Here is a 19,772-nt window from a genome sequence, read left to right on the forward strand (position 1 = left end):
ATTCAGAAGAATATTTACTTGGGCGCGCCATTCTAGGGACGGCCATTACGCGAGTACGTAGGTTTATTCTGAAAGTTATCGGCTTATGACGGTTATTTTTGTGGTTTTATGCGTCACCCCGACGCTGGCGGGGCGCTGTCGAACCGAGGCGCGAGCCCCGCTTCATGCTTTGTTTGGAATCCCGTACTTGCGTAGCCGCTGGGCAATCGCGGTGTGGGAGGTTTGCAGGCGGCTGGCCAATTGGCGGGTGGACGGATAGCTCAGGTATAGGCGCTGCAGCAGATCGCGCTCGAAGGCCTGCACGGCCTGCTCGAGGCTGGCCACTTCGCCGTCCTGGCCACGGGCCACGGCGGTGCCGGCAATGTCCAGATCGTCGATGTCCACCAGGCTATGTTCGCTGATGGCTGCGGCGCGGAAGATCACGTTCTGCAATTGGCGCACGTTACCCGGCCAGGGGTTGGCCAAGAGCGCCGAGTGTGTGGCCGGGGCCAGGCGGCAGGGTGGGCGCTGGATCTGTGTGCAGGCCTGTTGCATGAAGAAATGCGCCAACAGCAGGATGTCCTGGCCACGTTCGCGCAGGGGGGGAACCTGCAGATTCAGCACGTTGAGGCGATAGAACAGGTCCTCGCGAAAGCTTCCCTCGGCCACCATGCGCTCCAGGTCGCGGTGGGTGGCGCTGATGATGCGCACGTCCACTTTGATTTCCCGGTCGCCGCCGACCCTGCGAAAGCTGCCGTCACTCAGAAAACGCAGCAGCTTGGCCTGAAGGTAAGGCGACATTTCGCCGATCTCATCCAGGAACACGGTGCCCTGGTTGGCCAGCTCCATCAGCCCCGGCTTGCCGCCGCGTTGTGCCCCGGTGAATGCCCCTGGGGCATAGCCGAACAGCTCGCTTTCGGCCAAGCTCTCGGGCAGGGCCGCGCAGTTCAACGCAAGGAATGGCGCGGCATGGCGACTGCTGATGGCATGGCAGGCACGGGCCACCAACTCCTTGCCGGTGCCGGTCTCGCCGTGCACCAGCAGTGGCGCGTCCAGGGCCGCGACGCGCAGGGCGCGGGCCTTGAGGGTGCGGATCGCCGGGGAGTCGCCGAGCAAGGCATCGAACCCTTCGGCATGGTCGTGATGCAGGGCCGACAGGCGTTCGCCCATGCGGTTCGGCGGGTAAAGCGTGAGCAGACCGCCAGCATGGGTGATCGGTGTAGCGTCGAGCAGCAAGCTCTGGCCATTGAGCTGCATCTCGCGCATCGGCAGGTGGAAATTGTTGTCCAGCAGAGCCTGCAGCAGACCTGGGTCATTGAACAGCTCGCCCACGGAGCGGCCGGCCGATTCGCGCCCGCACAGGGCGATCAACGCCGGGTTGGCCAGCAGCACCTTGCCTGCGCTGTCCACCGCCAGCACCGGGTCGCTCATGGCGGCCAGTAGAGCATCGAGCTGCAGGTGTCGGCGTTGGCCGGGAAGGATGTCGACCACTTCCACCGACTGCACGCCCTGGACTTCGAACAACGCATCGTGGAGCTCTTCGAGCACGGCAGGGCTAAGGGTGGGCGCATCGATGTAGACGTTCGGCGGCACCATCTCCACGGCGTCCAGGTTGAGATTGCGGGCACCGAGCAGGGCCAGGACTTCCTGGGTGATGCCGACGCGGTCGATGAAACTGACATGGATGCGCATGGGGTTGAGGGGGCTGTGGCCAGGGGAGGGCGGTAGTATGCCTCGGTCGGTCGATCAAGCCCAATATTGCCGGGGCCGCTGTGCGGCCCCTGATCGTGAAGTCATTCCAGGTGTTCAGGCTTGATCGGATCGCCCGATTTCACGTCCAGCTTCTCGCGGATGTCCTTGAACATCCAGTCGTAGATCTTGTGCGGCGAACCCAGGTTCTCGAATTTCTTGGGCGGCGCCAGGTAGGACTGGGCCCGGCGGGAGAGTTGCATGAGGAAGCTGGGCAGCACCTGGTCCTTGGCCAGGAAGAATTTTTCCTCGACCGTCTTGCCCTCGATGATGCCGTGCATGTGGAACTGGATGCCTCTGCCTTCCTTGGGGTCCGACGCGGCCTCGTATTCGATGTTCAAGTCATAGCTGTGGTCATTCTTGTTCAGCGCGGTGCGCTCGATATGGACATGACCGGGGTGGTATTGGGCCATTGACACGCTCCTCTGGAAGGTCGAAAACGGCGGGCGTCAGACGCCCGCCTACTGCATTCAACGGTAGCTGATCCCCGGCTTGGCGGTGGACACGCGGGTACCGGCGGTGCCTTTGACAATCTCTTCGATGTCCGACAGCGAGCCGATCACCGCCACCTTGCCGGTGTGGCGGGCGAAATCGCAGGCCGCTTGCACCTTGGGCCCCATGGAGCCGGCGGCAAAGCCCAGGCGTTCCAGTTCGTCGGGGTGGGCCTGGGCAATGGCTTTCTGGGTCGGCTTGTTGAAGTCGATGTATGCGGCGTTGACGTCGGTGGCGATCACCAGCAGGTCGGCATCGAGTTGTTCGGCCAGCAAGGCCGAGCACAGGTCCTTGTCGATGACGGCTTCGATGCCTTTGAGCTTGCGGTTTTCATCGTACATGGTAGGGATGCCGCCGCCGCCTGCGCAGATCACGATGCTGCTCTTTTCCAGCAGCCACTTGATCGGGCGGATTTCGAAGATGCGCTTGGGTTTGGGGCTGGCCACTACGCGGCGGTATTTGTCGCCGTCGGCCTTGACCACCCAGCCTTTCTCCTTGGCCAGGCGCTCGGCCTCTTCCTTGCTGTAGACCGGGCCGATGAACTTGGTCGGGTCCTTGAAGGCTGGGTCGTTGGCATCCACTTCCACTTGGGTCAGCAGCGTGGCGAACGGCACTTCGAAGGCCAGCAGGTTGCCCAGCTCCTGTTCGATCATGTAGCCGATCATGCCTTCGGTCTCGGCACCCAGCACGTCCAGCGGGTAAGCCTCGTCGGGTTTGTAGGACAGGCCCTGGAGCGACAGCAGGCCGACTTGCGGACCATTGCCGTGGGCGATGACCAGTTCGTTGCCAGGATGGATCTTGGCGATCTGCTCGGTGGCGGTGCGGATATTGGCGCGCTGGTTTTCAGCGGTCATGGGCTCGCCGCGACGCAGCAGGGCGTTGCCGCCCAATGCAACAACGATACGCATGGTGAATGTCCTTCTCAGGTCAGCTTCAAGCTTCAAGTCGCAAGCTGCAAGCAGAGGCGGGTCGGTGTGAGGCGCCGCGTTTCTTGTGGCTTGGAACTTGAAGCTTGCAGCCAATAGCGTTAGAGATCAGCCAGGGTCGACACCAGGATCGCCTTGATGGTGTGCATGCGGTTTTCCGCCTGCTCGAAGGCGATGCACGCTGGCGACTCGAATACGTCCTCGGTGACTTCGATGCCGTTGGCCAGGTGCGGGTACTGTTCGGCGATCTGCTTGCCGACCTTGGTCTCGGAGTTGTGGAATGCCGGCAGACAGTGCATGAACTTGGTGCGAGGGTTGCCGGTGGACTTCATCAGTTCCTTGTTCACCTGGTAGGGCAGCAGCAGCTTGATGCGCTCGCCCCAGGCTTCGACCGGCTCGCCCATCGACACCCAGACATCGGTGTGGATGAAGTCGACGCCCTTGACCGCAGCCTTGGCATCCTCGGTCAGGGTGATGCGTGCGCCGCTTTCTTCGGCGTACTGCTTGCAGCGCTGGACCAGATCGTCATGAGGCCACAGTTCCTTGGGCGCGGCGATGCGCACGTCCATGCCAAGCTTGGCGCCGATCAGCAGCAGCGAGTTGCCCATGTTGTTGCGGGCATCGCCCAGGTAGGCATAGCTGATATCGTGCAGCGGCTTGTCGCTGTGCTCACGCATGGTCAGCACGTCGGCGATCATCTGGGTCGGGTGGTACTCGTCGGTGAGACCGTTGAACACCGGTACACCGGCGAACTTGGCCAGCTCCTCGACGATTTCCTGCTTGAAGCCACGGTACTCGATGGCGTCGTACATGCGGCCCAGCACGCGAGCGGTGTCCTTCATGCTCTCTTTGTGGCCGATCTGCGAGGAGTTCGGGTCGATGTAGGTGACGTTGGCGCCTTGGTCATAGGCGGCGACTTCGAAGGCGCAGCGGGTGCGGGTCGAGGTCTTCTCGAAGATCAGGGCGATGTTGTTGCCCTTCAGGTGCTGTTGTTCGGTGCCGGTGTACTTGGCGCGCTTGAGGTCGCGGGACAGGTCCAGCAGGTATTTCAGCTCGCGGGTGGTGTGGTGTTCGAGGCTGAGCAGGTTGCGGTTGTGAATGTTGAACGCCATGACGGTTCTCCTTGAGTTCGGGTCGGCCCGGCCGTCGCCTTGTGAGGACGGCCGGGGAAATGGTCGTTAGTAGTCGATTGGGTCGCGAACGATCGGGCAGGTCATGCAGTGGCCGCCGCCACGGCCCCGGCCCAGTTCGCCGGCACTGATGGTGATGACTTCGATTCCGGCCTTGCGCAGCAGGGTATTGGTGTAGGTGTTGCGGTCGTAGCCGATGACCACGCCGGGCTCGACCGCCACCACGTTGTTGCCGTCATCCCACTGTTCGCGCTCGGCAGCGAAACTGTTGCCGCCGGTCTCGACCACGCGCAGCTTGACGCCCAGTTGCTCGCCGACCACCTCGATGAACGACTTGTTCTCGCGGCGCACATCCATGCCGTAAGGCTTGCTTTCGTCCGGGCGAATGATGAACGGCACGATTTCGCGGACCACTTCCGGGAAAACCGTGACCAGGTCGCGGTCGCAGAAGCTGAACACGGTGTCCAGGTGCATGGCCGCGCGAGATTTAGGCAGCCCGGCGACGATGACTTTCTCCACCGCACCTTTGGCGAACAGGTTCTGTGCCAGTTGGCCGATGGCTTGGCGCGAGGTGCGCTCGCCCATGCCGATCAACACGATGCCCTTGCCGATCGGCATCACATCGCCGCCTTCGAGGGTGGCCTGACCGTGGTCTTTGTCCGGGTCGCCGTACCAGACCTGGAAGTCGGCTTTGGTGAACTCGGGGTGGAACTTGTAGATGGCGGTGGTCAACAGGGTTTCCTGGCGTCGTGCTGGCCAGTACATCGGGTTGAGGGTCACGCCGCCGTAGATCCAGCAGGTGGTGTCGCGGGTGAATTGGGTGTTGGGCAGAGGTGGCAGGATGAAGCTGGAATGGCCCAGGTAGTCGTTGTACATCTTGACCACGCTGGCACCTTCGCTTTCCGGCAGATCCTGGCCGGCCACACCGCCGATCAGGAATTCGGCCAGGTGACGCGGTTCCAGGCCTTCCAGCCAGCTGCGCACTTCGTTGGTCAGGCCGACACCGACGGTGTCAGGGGTGATCTTGCGGTCGAGGATCCATTTCAGTGCTTCGGGGTTCTGCACGATGTCGGTGAGCAGGTTGTGCATCTCCAGCACCTCGACGCCGCGCTCGCGCATCTTGGTGACGAAGTCGAAGTGGTCGCGCTTGGCCTGGTCGACCCAGATCACGTCATCGAACAGCAGCTCGTCACAGTTGCTCGGGGTCAGGCGCTTGTGAGCAAGACCTGGAGCGCACACCATCACTTTGCGCAGTTTGCCGGCTTCGGAGTGGACACCGTACTTCTGTTTTTCCGTGGACATGTTCATTCCTCCAAGAATGCGAAGACGTGGATCAAAGCGTCAGGAAGCCGTCGTAGAGTCCGTAGGCGGCCACCAGGGCGCCCACCACGACGGCGGCAAAGATCAGTTTTTCAACCGAGGTGAAGATCGGTTGGCCGACCTCGCGCTTGGCCTTGGCGAACAGGATCGCGCCAGGGGCATAGAGCAGGGCCGAGAGCAGCAGGTATTTCACGCCGCCGGCATACAGCAGCCAGATGGCGTACAGCAGGGCGATGCCACCAATGATCAGGTCTTTCTGGCGTTCGGCCAGGGCCTGTTCGTAGGTTTCGCTCCGTACCGCAAGCAGCACCGCATAGGCCGCCGACCACAGGTAAGGCACCAGGATCATCGAGGTGGCGAGGTAGATCAGCGACAGATAGGTGCTGTTGGAGAACAGGGTGATGACCAGGAAGATCTGCACCATGGCGTTGGTCAGCCACAGCGCATTGGCCGGTACATGGTTGGCGTTCTCGCGGCGCAGGAACTCCGGCATGGTGTGGTCCTTGGCCGCGGCGAACATGATCTCGGCGCACAGCAGCACCCATGACAGCAGCGCACCGAGCAGCGAGATGATCAGCCCGACGCTGATCAGCACCGCGCCCCAGTGCCCGACCACGTGCTCGAGCACGGCAGCCATCGAGGGGTTCTGCAGCTTGGCCAGTTCCGGTTGGGTCATCACGCCCAGCGACAGTACGTTGACCAGCACCAGGAACAGCAGCACGGTGATGAAACCGATGACGGTAGCCTTACCTACGTCGGAGCGTTTTTCCGCCCGGGAGGAGAAGATGCTCGCGCCCTCGATGCCGATGAACACCCATACGGTGACCAGCATCATGTTGCGCACCTGGTCCATCACGCTGCCTAAGTCAGGGGAGCCTTTACCCCAGATGTCGGCGGTGAAAATGTCCAGCTTGAAGGCGAACAGGCAGATCAGCGCGAACAGCGCCAGTGGCACGACCTTGGCCACGGTGGTGACCAGGTTGATGAACGCCGCTTCCTTGATGCCGCGCAGTACCAGAAAGTGCACCGCCCACAGCAGGATCGAGGCGCCGATCACGGCCGCCGGCGTGTTGCCCTCACCGAAGATCGGGAAGAAATAGCCCAAGGTGCTGAACAACAGGACGAAGTAGCCGACGTTGCCCAGCCAGGCGCTGATCCAGTAGCCCCAGGCTGAGGAAAAGCCCATGTAGTCGCCGAACCCTGCCTTGGCGTAGGCATACACCCCGCCGTCCAGATCCGGTTTGCGATTGGCCAGCGTCTGGAACACGAAGGCGAGGGTCAACATGCCGACCGCCGTGATGGCCCAGCCGATCAATACAGCACCGACACCGGCGCTGGCGGCCATGTTTTGCGGCAACGAAAATATCCCGCCGCCAATCATGGAACCGACGACAAGTGCAACAAGTGCACCCAGTTTTAGTTTTCCGGGAGAATCAGACATTTAACAACTCCATGCCAGGAGAAAGTTGACCTCAGAGTAAATCCGACGCCTGTGCCATGTGCTGACATGGGTCAGTTTCATGGTGATGCGAAGTAGGAAAACTCCTTCACATGACTCCTGGAGAGTGCCGACTGCTTATGCTGCAGGCCTTATGCGCTGGCACCTCCGTGTCCTTCTAGAGCAAAAGCTCGTGTGGCCTGCGAGGTTTCAAGCTAGCCGCTTTTGGGCAATAAGCAAATTTTCGAGAAAACCCCGTCTTAACTATGTTTGTCACTGACCTGCCTCATGGAAGGCGCAGTATTAATGCCAACTATATAGACCGACTCGTTATGAGGGGGCGGTTGCAGGAGCTGAGTGCAACACGGTCATTGAATTGAAACTGGAGCATCATGCCGCATAGCCATGGCCTTCTGCATCACCTCGCCCATAACTTCGATTGGGCATTTGAAGTCGAAGCGCTTACGCGGTCGCATATTCAGTTGCAGCGCAATGGCGTCCAGCTCCTCCTGGCTATGTACCGACAGGTCTGTGCCCTTGGGCAAGTACTGGCGAATCAGGCCGTTGATGTTTTCGTTGCTGCCGCGCTGCCAGGGGCTGTGCGGGTCGCAAAAGTAGATCGCCACGCCGGTTCTTTGGGTGATCTCGGCGTGTCGTGCCATCTCCCGGCCCTGGTCGTAAGTCATGCTCTTGCGCATCTCCAGCGGCATGCTATTGAGCGCGGCGCTGAAGCCTTCCAGCGCCGAAGTCGCCGTCGCGTCGTTCATCTTCACCAACATCAGGTACCCACTGGTGCGTTCCACCAGCGTACCGACGGACGAGGCGTTGGCCTTACCCTTGATGAGGTCGCCTTCCCAATGCCCCGGCATCAGCCTGTCTTCAATCTCCGGCGGGCGCACATGAATACTGACCATCTCGGGGATCTGGCCGCGCCGATCCACGCCACCAGAGCGCGGCCGGCGCGTCGTCTTGCCTTGGCGCAGACAGATGATCAGCTCCTTACGCAGCTCACCCACTGGCAGGGCATAGATCGCGTTGTAGATCGTCTCGCGACAGACGTAGGCATCTCTGAGGCTAGGTATGTTCATGTGGCGCAGCTTGCCGGCAATCTGTTCGGGAGACAAACGCTCACGCAGCATATGAACCACCAGTTCGAAGCGCTCGCTCCCCGGCAGCAGCTTTCGGCTCGGTCGACAGACTTGGCGGCGGGCCTTCATCTGCTCCTGGGCCGCGCGGGCCGAGTAGCTGCCACAGACATCTCGATTGCGGCGCAGCTCTCGACTGATGGTCGAAGGAGACCTATTGATCAGGCGAGCAATCCTGCGCAGGCTGAAGCCCTGGGCGTGGCCGATTTGGATGGTGGCGCGTTCTTCAACGCTGAGTTCGGTATATGACATAGGGGCAGCACCGTACCGGAAAGGTCAGGTGTTGCACTCAGTTTTTGCCGCCGCCGGGCTTTAGCCTTGATCGCTTGGTCTAATATGAGTTGACCGCTCCGTTATAAGAATCAACAAGGTGTTTCATGCGTATGACAACAGCCCAAAGGGGAGCCCTATGAGTGAACCGGGACAGAAGCTACGCCTGGGTGCGTTGATCGCGCTGGTGGTCGGCTCGATGATCGGCGGTGGGATCTTTTCGTTGCCGCAGAACATGGCGGCGCGCGCCGATGTGGGCGCGGTGCTGATCGGTTGGGGCATCACTGCCGTGGGCATGCTGGCACTGGCGTTCGTGTTCCAGACCCTGGCCAACCGCAAGCCGGAGCTGGACTCAGGAGTGTACGCCTACGCCAAGGCCGGCTTTGGCGAGTACATGGGCTTTTCCTCGGCCTGGGGGTACTGGATCAGCGCATGGCTGGGCAATGTGGGCTATTTCGTGTTGCTGTTCAGCACCCTGGGTTTCTACTACCCAGTCTTCGGCGAGGGCAATACGCCGGTAGCCATCGCCTGTGCGTCTTTGCTGTTGTGGGCAGTGCACTTTCTGGTGCTGCGCGGCATCAAGGAAGCGGCGTTCATCAACCAGGTGACCACGGTGGCCAAGGTGGTGCCGCTGCTGATCTTCATCGTCATTGCCGCCTTCGCCTTCCGGGCCGATATCTTCACCCGTGACATCTGGGGGCTGAGCAACCCCAAGTTCGGCAACGTGCTGGAGCAGGTGCGCAACATGATGCTGGTGACCGTGTTCGTGTTCATCGGCATCGAGGGCGCCAGTGTGTATTCGGGGCGGGCGCTGCATCGCTCGGACGTGGGCAAGGCCACGGTCATCGGCTTTCTCGGGGTGCTGGCATTGTTGGTGCTGGTCAATGTGCTGTCGTTGGGGGTGATGACCCAGCCAGAGCTGGCCAATCTGCAGAACCCCTCGTTGGCTTCGGTGCTGGAACACATCGTCGGGCCCTGGGGCGCCTTGCTGATCAGCATTGGCTTGGCGATATCGCTGCTGGGTGCGCTGCTTTCCTGGGCGCTGCTGTGCGCCGAGATCCTCTTTGCCACGGCGCGGGACCAGACCATGCCGCGTTTCCTGGCCAAGGAGAACGCCAACCATGTACCGGCCAACGCCCTGTGGCTGACCAATGTGATGATTCAGGGCTTCCTGCTGATCACATTGGTCTCGGCGGGCACCTACACCAGCCTGATCTACCTGGCGTCGTCGATGATTCTGGTGCCGTACTTCTGGTCGGCGGCCTACGCGGTGCTGCTGACCCTGCGTGGCGAAGGCTATGCCGAGCAGCCGCAGTTGCGTCGCAAGGACCTGGTAGTCGCCCTGGTGGCGCTGCTCTATGCCGTCTGGTTGCTGTATGCCGGGGGACTCAAGTACCTGCTGCTCTCGGCCCTGCTCTATGCGCCGGGCGTGATCCTGTTCGCCCGAGCCAAGCACGAACAAGGCAAGGCGTTGTTCACTGGCTGGGAAAAGCTGATCTTCGCAGCGGTGCTGGCCGGAGCGGGGCTAGCGGCCTATGGCTTGTATTCAGGGGTGCTGAGTTTGTGAGGGGCAGGGCGGGACAGGTCGCTCCGGGCGCGACCAGATCCACAGATTGCCCAAGGTCATGCCGCCAATGGCCAGAAACACTGGCCAGCGATGCTCGAAGAACGTCAGCATCAGCCCCGCGCACAGCAGCATGCTGAGCGTGGCGCTGACCTTGGCACGGCGCTGGATCACCTTGCCATTGCGCCAGTTATGGAGGATCGGCCCGAACAGCCGATGGTTTTCCAGCCAGGTGCTCAGACGCGGGGAGCTGCGAGTCGCTGCCCAGGCGGCCAGGAGAATGAATTCGGTGGTGGGCAGGCCGGGTACGACGATCGCGACCAGCCCAATACCCAAGCTGACATAGGCCAGGATTGCGTAGAGCAGGCGGGCGAGTTTCGAGCGGGCTGGTCGGGTCATGGTCTCACTGCGAAAAAACGGTCCGGCCAACGGAGCGGTGACCGGGTGAAGCCTCTCAGGCCAGTGCGGCATCCGCGGCATAGGCATGCTTGAGCAGTTCGGTGAAGCGCTCGAAGGCCGCCACTGCGCCACGTTCGGCGGCGGCATCCTCCTCGGCCGAAAGCTCGAGGTTATCGAGGATTCGGGTGAACTGCTTCCAGCCTTCGGCGCGACCACCGGCCGGCTCGCCCAGATGACGGGCGCCGAAGCTGTCGGACAGCCCAAGAGCCACGGCACGCTTGATCAGGAACGCGGCGCCCAGTTTGGAGCCTTCGGAGACGAAGATCCAGCCCAAGGCCTGGCCCAGGCTCGGCCCTTGCAACGCGCCGGGCAAAGGGGCGGGAACGTCGGTGTCCAGGTCGGCCAGGTCCAGACGTGCCTGCTCGGCACGGCAGCGCTGGGCCAGGTCCGGCACGATGGCGATCAGTCGCGGGTCGTTGTACAGGGCCTGCAGTTCGGACTGGAACAGGTACTGGGCGACCACGAAGCGGGCGAAGCTTTCGCGGCTGTCGAATGGCTTGTGGGATTTGACCAGGGCGTCCAGCTCGGTATGCGGTGCGTGGGTGACCTGGTTCAGGCGCTGCGAGCGCAGGGCGGGGGTGGCGGTCATGGAAAGGTCCTTGGCAGATGAGGGCTCTAGACGAGACGAATCGGGTCGGGTCCGACCGTAAAAAAGGTGTTTGCAGAGGGGTGAAGGCCCCACTGGTACCGCGCCGATCCTGAGACCGGCGCAGCCCCTGTGGGAGCGGCTTCAGCCGCGAAGCAGGCGATGCGGTGCCGTCGCACGACGGCGCTCAGATATCCCAGATCAAATTGATGGCGAAGTTGCGTCCCGGCGCGGTCAGGCGATCGAGGTTGGCGGGCTGGGTGACGGCGGCTTCGCTCTGGCCGTTCTGGCCGACAGTGGCATAGCTGCGTACGTCATCCCACTGCCAGTACTTCTTGTCGGTCAGGTTGTACAGACCGGCATTGACGGTCACATCGTCCGTGATCTTGTAGAAGCCGCTCAGGTCGAGCACGCCATAGCCGGGAGTACGCCAGCGCGAAGTGCTGCCGTCGGGGGAGAAGAACGTGGTGTCGTCGACGCGGTTCTTGCGCTTGACCAATGTCCAGCTCAGCAGGCCGCCATAGCTGTCCTGCTCATACCCCAGGCCAAACACGCCAGTGAGTGGGTTGACGCTGTTCAGCGGCTGGCCGGTGTCATCGTTGCGGCCATAGGCGTAGGCCACCGAGCCTTGGGTGTACAGGCCTTGCGGTGCGCCAAAGCGATCCAGGTTCAGACGACCTCTGACCTCGGCGCCCTTGATGGTGGCGTGCTTGATGTTCTGCGCCTGGAAGTCGAGCGCGTCGTTGCCGTTGAGCAGGGCGTCTTCATTGATGAAATCGCGGTACTTGTTATAGAAGACGGCGACATCGAAGTTGCCCGCATCGAAGTTGCCGCGCAGACCGGTCTCGTAGCTTTTGCTCTTTTCCGGCTCAAGGTTCGGATTCGGCTGGACCACATAGCCGCCGGCCGGGTTCTCGAAGCGGCCATACAATGCCTTGGCCGTCGGCGTGCGGAAGCCTTCGGCGTACTGCCCGTACCAGGTGTAGTGGTCGTTGAAGGCGTAGGTGACGCCCAGCTTGGGCGAAACGCGGTGCCAGTTCTTCTGTTTGTCGCTGACGGTGGTGTTGCCCGAGGTCGGCAGGGTGGCCAGGAACTCATCGGTCAGGTGCGGCTTGAGCCGGGTGTAGTCGTAGCGTGCGCCCGGCAGGAAGGTCCAGTTGTTCCAGCGGATCTCGTCCTGGGCGAACAGGCTGTAGGTGTTGATGGTCGGGTCGGGGAAGTCGCTGACCCGGGCCAGGCTGTCTGGGGGACTGATCTGGCCGATGGCTGTGCAGGAGCCACCAACATTCAGGCAGACGCCCGTACCGCTACGAGAACCGGTGACTTTTTCTTGCTTGAGCGTTGTGCCGTAGGTCAGCAGATGGTCGGTGGCGCCAACGGTGAACGCTTTGTCGAGCTGTGCATCGAGCACCCATTGGCGGTCCTTGTAGGTCGTCTGCCGATCACGAAGCACTTCGCGGCCACGGGCGAAGTAAAGCTCCTCGGTGCGTTGATCGGTCTTGGCGATCTGGTAGTTCAGGCTCCATTTCATGTGATCGGCCAGCAGGCTGTCGAGGCCGAACTCATGAGTGATGCCGAAGCGTTCCCGCGTGATGGTGTCATCGGCGCTTCGGGCGCGATACATGTTCGAAGCGCCCATGCCGGGAATGAACGGTCCACCCACGGCACTGAGCACATTCTGGTCGCGATCGTCCTTGTAACGCTCGTAGGTAACGCCCAGTCGCGCGTCCTCGGCGTAGTTCCAGCCAAGTTTGGCCAGTACGTTGGTGGTGCGCGCATCCTCGGGGTTGGCCTTGGTGCGGTCAAGGCCGGTGCCACCGTGCTCGCCGTAGGATTCGGTTTCGTGACCGTTGCGCTGGCTCAGATGCAACAGGCCGTCGAAGTCGCCCTGGCGGCCGGCGGCGGTGGCGGAGGTCAGCCAGCTTTCATCGGCCGAGCTGTAGCCGGTCTTGAGGCGGGCGCCCATGTCCTTGCCAGGCTTGATGATGTCGTCCGGATCGAGGGTGAAGTAGCTGACCGCGCCGCCAATGGCATTGCTGCCATAGAGCACCGAGGCTGGGCCGCGAAGGATCTCCACGCGCTTGACGATCTCGGGATCGACATAGTTGCGTTGGGTCTGGGCATAGGGGCCGTAGAAGAAACCATCCGGAACCGAGACGCCGTCGACCTGGGTGAGGATCCGTTCGCCATCGATGCCGCGGATGTTGTAGCCGTTCAGGCCGCTGCGCTGGCCGACGCCGCCGACGGAGACGCCGGGCTCGTAACGGACCAGTTCCTTGATGTCGTTGACGTTCCTGCGATCCAGTTGCTCGCGGGTCTGCACGCTGACGGTGCTTGGCACCTGGCTGACGTCCTGGGCGCTGCGGGTGGCGCTCACGGTCAGTTGCTGCAGGGCGATGGTGTTGCCGGCCTGCTGGCGCTCCAATACCACGTTGGCGTTGCCGATCTTGCGCAGGCTCAGCCCGGTGCCTTGCAGCAGACGGCGCAATGCGGCTTCAGCAGGCAGCGAGCCCCGTACCCCCGGTGACGACACGCCCTCGGCAAATTCGGCACTGAACCCGACCTGCCAGCCGGTGATCTGGCTGAACGCGTTGATCGCCGAGACCAGTGGCTGCTGCTCGATGGCAAAGCGGTAGTCGCCCAGGCGTGGGCTGCTGGCATTGGCCGGTTCTGCGGCCAGGGTAGGCAGGCTGCAGGCGCCGCTGGCGAGCAAGGCCAGGGTCAGCAGGGACAATTGCCCCATGCGGCGGGAAGGGGTGGACGGGCGAGTTGGACCTGTGGACATCGAAGGCGCTCCCTGACGCGCGAACTGTTATAGGTGGTGACCGTTCTTGTTTCAAACAAGAATCAGTTGCATTGGCTATAACGAGACGGACGGGAAGGCGCGATCGCGTAAAAAAACTTCAGGGCGTCAATTGAGGATCACCAGCGCCGGATACTCATGCACTTGTGCAGAGGTGATGTGGGCCAGGGCGCGCAGGGTTTCCAGAGGTTGGTCCAGGCGGTAGTTGCCGGTCACCGCAACCTGTTCGAGCTTCGGGTTGCGGTTGATGATCCAACCGGGGTAGTAGCGGCGCACTTCGGCAAGCACTTGGCTGAGCGGGCAGTTCTCGAACACCAGACGGCCTTCGACCCAGGCTAGGTCTTTGTGCATGTCCGGGCGTTGGCGCTGGCCGAACCCCTGAGGGCCGACGCTGATGCTGTCGCCGGCCGACAGGCGGATGCGCTGGTCACGGGCGCCCTGCAAGTCGATATCGCCACGCTGCACCCGCACTTGCGCTTCGCCATCGAGGTAACGCACGGCGAAGTCGGTGTCTTGTGCCTGCGCGCGCAGTGGGCCTGCTTCTAACTCCAGCGGGGCAGGGCTGTTGCCCGGTACCTGGAAGTAAGCCTCGCCTTGCAACAGACGTGCGACCTGGCGGCCGTCACGCAGGTCGTTGGCGAAGGCTGAATTGGTGTTGAGCAATACCTGGGCGCCGTCGTCCAGTTGCAGGCGCTGACGTTCGCCGACCACGGTCAAGTGGTCGGCCTGCAGGCGCACGGGCAGGTTGCCGAAGGTAAGCAGCCCGACCAGCAGCGCGGCGGCGGTGGCCAAAGGTTTCCAGTGGGTACGCAGGCGACCGCGCAAGGCGGTGCGGTGACGATGGTTCAATTGCACGGCGGCCTGATGCAGCGGTGCGCCGTTCCACAGGGCTTCGGCTTCGACATAGGCTTCGGCGTTCTCTGCGGCGGCGCCCAGCCAGGCTTCGAAATCCCGAGTGTCTTGCTCACTGGCGCATTGCAGACGTACCAGCCAGTCCAGCGCTTCGTCCATGGCACGCGCTCGGGCATCAGGCGCGTCGGGAGACGGGCGAGGGGCAGGGCTGTCTGTCACAGAAAATCCTTGCTGTGGGTTTTTCGCGAATGATCATGGCTGCGAGCAGGCGTGGCAAGTGGGGGGCGCTGCCGACCGGCGAATGGTCGGCTCAGCGCAGGCGCTCGGCGACGCCCATGCAGATGGCCATGATCAGTTTCAGCTCTTTCTGTACGGTGCTGGCGGACACCTTCAACTGCTCGGCGATTTCCAGGTAACTGGCGCCATGCAGTCGGTTGAGGATGAAAATGCGCTGCTGGCGTGGGGTGAGCTGATCGAGACTGACGCTCAGGTGCTTGAGCAGTTGCTCGGCGTGAGCGGCCTCTTCGCTGCTGCTCGTCGGCGCGGCGACGTTGTGCAGCACCTCCTCAGGGACATCGTCAACCAGCGTGCGGGCCTGCACGCGGCGCGCGCGCAGGTGATCGAGCGCAAGGTTGCGCGCAGTCTGGAACACGAAAGGCTCCAAGTGCTCGATGGGGCGTTCGCCCAAGGCGCGGGTGACCCGCAGGTAGGTCTCCTGGAGCAGATCCTCGGCCGTGCTGGGGTTGCCCACCATGCGCTGCAACGTGCGCAGCAAAGGGAGGCGCTGGGTGAGGAACACTGTGTTGAACCGGGACTGACTCACGAGGAAACCTGACCGACGAAAGGCAAATGATAATGCTTATCATCTTGTGGTTTGGTCAAGCCTCATCGATGTAAAGAGTGGGTAAGTGTCGCGGTGTTGCGACCCGTCGCAGGCTTCGCCAGGTCCTACAAAAGAACCCATCAGGCACTGGCGCAGCGTGCGATGGTCTGCCAGGTCAACCCGCGTTGCACAGCGCCAGGCAGTTGTCGAGCATGCGGTTGGAGAAGCCCCATTCGTTGTCGTACCAGGCCATCACCTTGAGCATCCGGCCATTGGCGCGGGTGTGGTTGGCGTCGAAGATCGACGACAGCGGGTTATGGTTGAAATCGCAGGACACCAGCGGCAGGGCGTTGTAGCCCAGGATGCGCGAGTGCCGGCTGGCTTCGAGGAACAGTTGGTTGACCTCCTCGGCGCTGGCTTCGCGCTTGAGGTTGACGGTCAGGTCTACCAGCGACACATTGATCACCGGCACCCGCACCGCCATGCCCGTGAGCTTTCCGGCCAGCTCCGGCAGCACCAGGCCCACGGCCTCGGCGGCGCCGGTCTTGCTCGGGATCATCGACTGGGTGGCCGAGCGCGCGCGATAGGGGTCGGTGTGGTAGACGTCGGTGAGCACCTGGTCATTGGTGTAAGCGTGGATGGTGGTCATCAGCCCGTGCTCGATGCCGAACTCACGGTGTAGCACCTGGGCGATCGGCGCCAGGCAGTTGGTGGTGCAAGAAGCATTGGAGATGATCTGGTGCGAGGCGCGCAAGGTGTCGTGGTTGACCCCGTACACCACCGTGGCGTCGGCTCCCTTGGCGGGCGCCGAGATGATCACCTTGCTTGCGCCGGCGCTCAGGTGGGCTGCTGCCTTGGCGCGGTCGGTGAACAAGCCCGTGCATTCGAACACCACATCCACCGCTTCGGCCTTCCAGGGCAGCTCCGCCGGGTTGCGAATGGCACTGACCGAGATACGGTCGCCATTGACCGTCAGGCTCTCCTGGTCGGATTCGACTTGAGCGTCGAACGTGCCGTGCACGCTGTCGTACTTGAGCAGGTGGGCATTCATCGCACTGTCGCCCAGGTCGTTGATGGCGACGACTTGCAGGTCCTGGCGGTAGCCTTGGGTATAGAGTGCGCGCAGGACGTTGCGTCCGATGCGGCCAAATCCATTGATGGCGATCCGAAGGGTCATGGCATTACCTCTGGCAGTCCGAGTGAAGCTTGTGGCAAAAAGGTCACTTCACTGAAACGGTTTTGTTATTGGAATTACAAGATTATTCACTGTTTGATAGAAAACAAGCCTTTTTGATGGCAGTATTTTGTTAAACCTACAACGAGTGGTCGGGCAGACCACCCCCAGATCGCGTCAGGCCCCCTTACCTTGAGCCTAGGCCGCAATCGTTTGAAGGGGAAATGCCCATCGACGCCACCCTTACAGTCAGCCTGGAGTCCAGTACATGCATCCGCGCATCCTTGAGGTCACCGCACGGTTGGTCGAACGCAGCCGTGCCACCCGTGAACGCTACCTGGAGCTGATTCGCGGCGCGGCCAGCGACGGTCCCATGCGCGCCCGCCTGCAATGTGCCAACTTCGCCCACGGCGTGGCCGGCTGCGGTGCCGAGGACAAACACAGCCTGCGGATGATGAACGCCGCCAACGTGGCCATCGTCTCGGCCTACAACGACATGCTGTCGGCGCACCAGCCGTACCAGCACTTCCCGGAACAGATCAAACAGGCTCTGCGCGAGATCGGCTCGGTCGGCCAGTTCGCCGGTGGCGTGCCCGCCATGTGCGATGGCGTCACCCAAGGCGAACCGGGCATGGAGTTGGCCATTGCCAGCCGTGAAGTGATCGCCATGTCCACCGCCATCGCCTTGTCCCACAACATGTTCGATGCCGCATTGATGCTCGGCATCTGCGACAAGATCGTGCCCGGCCTGATGATGGGCGCCCTGCGCTTTGGTCATCTGCCGACCATCTTCGTCCCAGGCGGGCCAATGCCTTCGGGGATCTCCAACAAGGAAAAGGCCGACGTACGCCAGCGCTACGCCGAAGGCAAGGCCAGCCGCGAAGAGCTGCTGGAATCGGAGATGAAGTCCTATCACAGCCCCGGCACCTGCACTTTCTATGGCACGGCCAACACCAACCAGCTGGTGATGGAGGTCATGGGCCTGCACTTGCCCGGCGCATCGTTCGTCAATCCCTATACACCGCTGCGTGACGCCCTGACCGCCGAGGCGGCGCAACAGGTCACACGCATGACCAAGGCCAGCGGCAGCTTCATGCCCTTGGGCGAGATCGTCGATGAGAAGGCACTGGTCAACTCGATCGTCGCCCTGCACGCCACCGGCGGTTCCACCAACCACACCCTGCACATCCCGGCCATCGCCCAGGCTGCCGGCATCCAGTTGACCTGGCAGGACATGGCGGACCTCTCCGAGGTGGTACCGACCTTGTCCCACGTCTATCCCAACGGCAAGGCCGACATCAACCACTTCCAGGCGGCGGGCGGCATGGCGTTTCTCATCCGCGAACTGCTCGATGCCGGGCTGTTGCATGAGGACGTCAATACCGTGGCCGGCCACGGCCTGCGCCGCTACACCCAGGAGCCCTTCCTCGAGGGGGGCAAGCTGGTCTGGCGTGAAGGGCCGCGCCAGAGCCTGGACGAGAGCATCCTGCGCCCGGTGGCACGACCGTTCTCCGCCGAAGGTGGCCTGCGGGTGATGAACGGCAACCTTGGGCGAGGTGTGATGAAGGTGTCGGCCGTGGCACCTGAGCACCAGGTCGTAGAGGCGCCGGCCCGGGTATTCCATGACCAGCAGTCCCTGGCCGATGCGTTCAAGGCCGGCGAGCTGGAGCGCGACTTCGTCGCGGTGGTGCGCTTCCAGGGACCGCGTTGCAACGGCATGCCTGAGTTGCACAAGCTGACCCCTTTCCTGGGGGTGTTGCAGGACCGTGGCTACAAAGTGGCGCTGGTCACCGACGGGCGGATGTCCGGCGCTTCGGGCAAGATCCCGGCGGCCATCCATGTGTGCCCCGAGGCTTACGACGGTGGCCCGCTGGCGCGGGTGCGCGATGGCGATATCGTGCGGGTCGATGGCGTCGAAGGCACGCTGCAGCTGATGGTGTCGGCCGAGGAGCTGGCCACCCGTGACCTGCCGGCACCACCCCAGGGCAACGACTTGGGAATGGGGCGCGAGCTGTTCGGCTTCATGCGGGTGGCGTTCAGCCCGGCCGAGCAGGGCGCCAGCGCCTTCACCTCGGCCCTGGAGCAGCTCAAATGACTGCGCTGCTGGTTGGCGATATCGGCGGCACCAATGCCCGCTTTGCCTTGTGGCACGACAACCAGTTGCAGGCGGTGCAGGTTCTGGCCACTGCCGACTACACCAGCCCCGAGCAGGCCATCGAGGCTTATCTGGCCGGGCAAGGCATTGCCCGCGGCGGGCTGGCGGCCGTATGCCTGGCAGTCGCCGGGCCTGTGAGCGGCGACGCATTTCGCTTTACCAACAACCACTGGCGTCTGAGCCGCCGAGCCTTCTGCCAGGCTTTGCAGGTCGAGCACCTGCTGTTGATCAACGACTTCAGTGCCATGGCCCTGGGCATGACGCGCCTTCAGCCGGGCGAGTATCGCCAGGTGTGTCCGGGCGCAGCCGACCCTGCACGCCCGGCTCTGGTCATCGGCCCAGGTACCGGCCTGGGCGTGGGCAGCCTGTTGCGCCTGGACAACCAGCATTGGCTGGCCTTGCCGGGTGAGGGAGGTCATGTCGATCTGCCGGTGGGCAACGAACGCGAAGCGGCGATCCATCAGCAGATCCATCGGCAGATTGGCCATGTCAGCGCCGAGACGGTATTGAGTGGCGGCGGGCTGGTGCGTCTGTACCAAGCCATGTGCGCGCTCGATGGCGACATCCCCAGGCACAAGACGCCTGCGCATATCACCGATGCCGCGCTGGGCGGCGAGCCGCGGGCATTGGCGGTGATCGAGCAGTTCTGCCGTTTCCTCGGGCGCGTGGCCGGTAACAATGTACTGACCTTGGGAGCACGGGGCGGGGTTTATATTGTCGGCGGCGTGATTCCGCGTTTTGCCGAACTGTTTCTACACAGTGGCTTTGCCGCGAGCTTTGCCGACAAGGGCTGCATGAGCGGCTATTTCGAAGGGGTGCCGGTGTGGCTGGTGACTGCGGAGTTTTCCGGGTTGCTGGGGGCCGGTGTGGCGTTGCAGCAGGCATTGGGTCATTGATCGCCAGGCCC

Annotated in this window: 16 protein-coding genes; 3 read left to right on the plus strand and 13 right to left on the minus strand. The window is 62.6% G+C overall.

Annotated features, from left to right (window positions below):
- Positions 1 to 162: 162 nt before the first annotated feature.
- From gcsR to J5X93_RS05055, 7 genes are all read right to left on the minus strand, one after another.
- Entirely contained in the window at positions 163 to 1,671 is a 1,509-nt protein-coding gene (gene gcsR, locus J5X93_RS05025; protein ID WP_043210693.1) for a transcriptional regulator GcsR, read from the minus strand.
- Positions 1,672 to 1,772: 101 nt separating this feature from the next.
- Entirely contained in the window at positions 1,773 to 2,141 is a 369-nt protein-coding gene (locus J5X93_RS05030) for a DUF5064 family protein (protein WP_070574787.1), read from the minus strand.
- Between the two features lie 57 nt (positions 2,142 to 2,198).
- The gene (gene arcC, locus J5X93_RS05035; RefSeq protein WP_043210691.1) at positions 2,199 to 3,128 is read right to left on the minus strand and encodes a carbamate kinase; all 930 of its coding nucleotides are present in this window, start codon (positions 3,126 to 3,128) and stop codon (positions 2,199 to 2,201) included.
- Positions 3,129 to 3,247: 119 nt separating this feature from the next.
- Complete coding sequence (locus tag J5X93_RS05040; RefSeq protein ID WP_043210689.1) at positions 3,248 to 4,258, minus strand: ornithine carbamoyltransferase; 1,011 nt, start codon at positions 4,256 to 4,258, stop codon at positions 3,248 to 3,250.
- A gap of 66 nt (positions 4,259 to 4,324) precedes the next feature.
- On the minus strand, positions 4,325 to 5,578 hold the full coding sequence (gene arcA / locus J5X93_RS05045; protein ID WP_043210687.1) for an arginine deiminase: 1,254 nt from the start codon (positions 5,576 to 5,578) through the stop codon (positions 4,325 to 4,327).
- 31 nt (positions 5,579 to 5,609) lie between these two features.
- Entirely contained in the window at positions 5,610 to 7,037 is a 1,428-nt protein-coding gene (arcD, locus tag J5X93_RS05050; protein ID WP_043210686.1) for an arginine-ornithine antiporter, read from the minus strand.
- A gap of 365 nt (positions 7,038 to 7,402) precedes the next feature.
- Positions 7,403 to 8,431, minus strand: coding sequence for an IS30-like element ISPsp8 family transposase (locus tag J5X93_RS05055; protein ID WP_050161940.1), 1,029 nt, complete (start codon positions 8,429 to 8,431; stop codon positions 7,403 to 7,405).
- A gap of 157 nt (positions 8,432 to 8,588) precedes the next feature.
- Between J5X93_RS05055 and arcD (J5X93_RS05060) the strand changes: the two genes are divergently transcribed.
- Positions 8,589 to 10,016 (plus strand): arginine-ornithine antiporter, encoded by a 1,428-nt coding sequence (gene arcD, locus J5X93_RS05060; RefSeq protein WP_090346647.1) that lies wholly within the window; start codon positions 8,589 to 8,591, stop codon positions 10,014 to 10,016.
- On the opposite strand, the gene J5X93_RS05065 is transcribed toward arcD (J5X93_RS05060), so the two are convergent.
- From J5X93_RS05065 to gap, 6 genes are all read right to left on the minus strand, one after another.
- A complete protein-coding gene (locus tag J5X93_RS05065; protein WP_102082402.1) occupies positions 9,996 to 10,412 on the minus strand; it encodes a YbaN family protein in 417 nt (138 codons plus the stop codon). The two genes, arcD (J5X93_RS05060) and J5X93_RS05065, sit on opposite strands and share 21 nt — an antisense overlap.
- Before the next feature lie 55 nt (positions 10,413 to 10,467).
- Positions 10,468 to 11,061 carry a biliverdin-producing heme oxygenase gene (locus J5X93_RS05070; RefSeq protein WP_043210679.1) on the minus strand — a complete coding sequence of 198 codons (594 nt, stop codon included), beginning with the start codon at positions 11,059 to 11,061 and terminating at the stop codon, positions 10,468 to 10,470.
- A 184-nt stretch (positions 11,062 to 11,245) separates the two neighbouring features.
- Complete coding sequence (locus J5X93_RS05075; RefSeq protein ID WP_250034506.1) at positions 11,246 to 13,843, minus strand: TonB-dependent receptor; 2,598 nt, start codon at positions 13,841 to 13,843, stop codon at positions 11,246 to 11,248.
- Between the two features lie 126 nt (positions 13,844 to 13,969).
- The gene (locus J5X93_RS05080) at positions 13,970 to 14,932 is read right to left on the minus strand and encodes a FecR family protein (protein ID WP_250034508.1); all 963 of its coding nucleotides are present in this window, start codon (positions 14,930 to 14,932) and stop codon (positions 13,970 to 13,972) included.
- A 91-nt stretch (positions 14,933 to 15,023) separates the two neighbouring features.
- Positions 15,024 to 15,536, minus strand: a complete 513-nt coding sequence (locus tag J5X93_RS05085) for an RNA polymerase sigma factor (protein WP_250034510.1) — start codon at positions 15,534 to 15,536, stop codon at positions 15,024 to 15,026.
- A gap of 175 nt (positions 15,537 to 15,711) precedes the next feature.
- Positions 15,712 to 16,713 (minus strand): type I glyceraldehyde-3-phosphate dehydrogenase, encoded by a 1,002-nt coding sequence (gene gap, locus J5X93_RS05090; RefSeq protein WP_090346664.1) that lies wholly within the window; start codon positions 16,711 to 16,713, stop codon positions 15,712 to 15,714.
- A gap of 265 nt (positions 16,714 to 16,978) precedes the next feature.
- Between gap and edd the strand changes: the two genes are divergently transcribed.
- Together edd and J5X93_RS05100 are read left to right on the plus strand one after the other, a co-directional pair.
- Positions 16,979 to 18,805, plus strand: a complete 1,827-nt coding sequence (gene edd, locus J5X93_RS05095) for a phosphogluconate dehydratase (RefSeq protein WP_043210667.1) — start codon at positions 16,979 to 16,981, stop codon at positions 18,803 to 18,805.
- A complete protein-coding gene (locus J5X93_RS05100) occupies positions 18,802 to 19,761 on the plus strand; it encodes a glucokinase (RefSeq protein ID WP_250034512.1) in 960 nt (319 codons plus the stop codon). Before edd ends, J5X93_RS05100 begins: the two co-directional genes overlap by 4 nt.
- Positions 19,762 to 19,772 lie beyond the last annotated feature (11 nt).

It is taken from the genome of Pseudomonas sp. BYT-1 (assembly GCF_023611805.1).
Taxonomy (GTDB): domain Bacteria; phylum Pseudomonadota; class Gammaproteobacteria; order Pseudomonadales; family Pseudomonadaceae; genus Aquipseudomonas; species Aquipseudomonas guariconensis.